A 611-nucleotide genomic window follows, 5' to 3' on the forward strand; every position below is an offset into this window, starting at 1 on the left:
TAGCCGCCGGTGGTGTGCAGGATGCCTTTGGGTTTTCCGGTGGTGCCGGAGGTGTAGAGGATGAACAGGGGGTGTTCGGCGGGGAAGGGCTGGGCTTCGTGCGACGGCGAAGCGAGCGAGACGGTTTCGTCCCACCACAGGTCGCGGACCGGCGTCCAGGGCACGTCCAGGCCGGTGCGGCGCACCACCAGCACACGCTCGACCGAGGTCGGGTCGTCGCCGAGCGCCTCGTCCACCGCCGACTTCAGCGGCGCGGGCTTGCCACGGCGCCACTGCCCGTCGGTCGTCACGATCAGGCGCGCCTGCGCGTCGTCGACGCGCTGGCGCAGCGCCGTCGGCGAGAAGCCGGCGAACACCACCGAGTGGGTGAGACCCAGCCGGGCGCAGGCCAGCATCGACACGATCGCCTCGGGCACCATCGGCATGTAGATCGCGACGCGATCACCGGCGACCAGCCCGAGCGCGGTGAACGCGTTGGCCGCGCGGGAGACCTCGTCGAGCAGTTCGCGGTAGGTGATGTCGCGGGAGTCGCCCGGTTCGCCTTCCCAGTGGATGGCGACCTGGTCGCCGTGTCCGTCGATGACGTGGCGGTCGACGCAGTTGTAGGCGAC

Annotated in this window: 1 protein-coding gene; it reads right to left on the reverse strand. The window is 70.5% G+C overall.

Annotated elements, in window-relative coordinates; genetic code table 11:
* On the reverse strand, nt 1–611 hold a 611-nt coding region (locus tag ATM97_RS25055), incomplete at both ends, for an AMP-binding protein (protein WP_255588373.1).

It is taken from the genome of Nocardia sp. MH4 (assembly GCF_019266065.1).
In the GTDB taxonomy this organism is placed as follows: Bacteria; Actinomycetota; Actinomycetes; order Mycobacteriales; family Mycobacteriaceae; genus Nocardia; species Nocardia canadensis.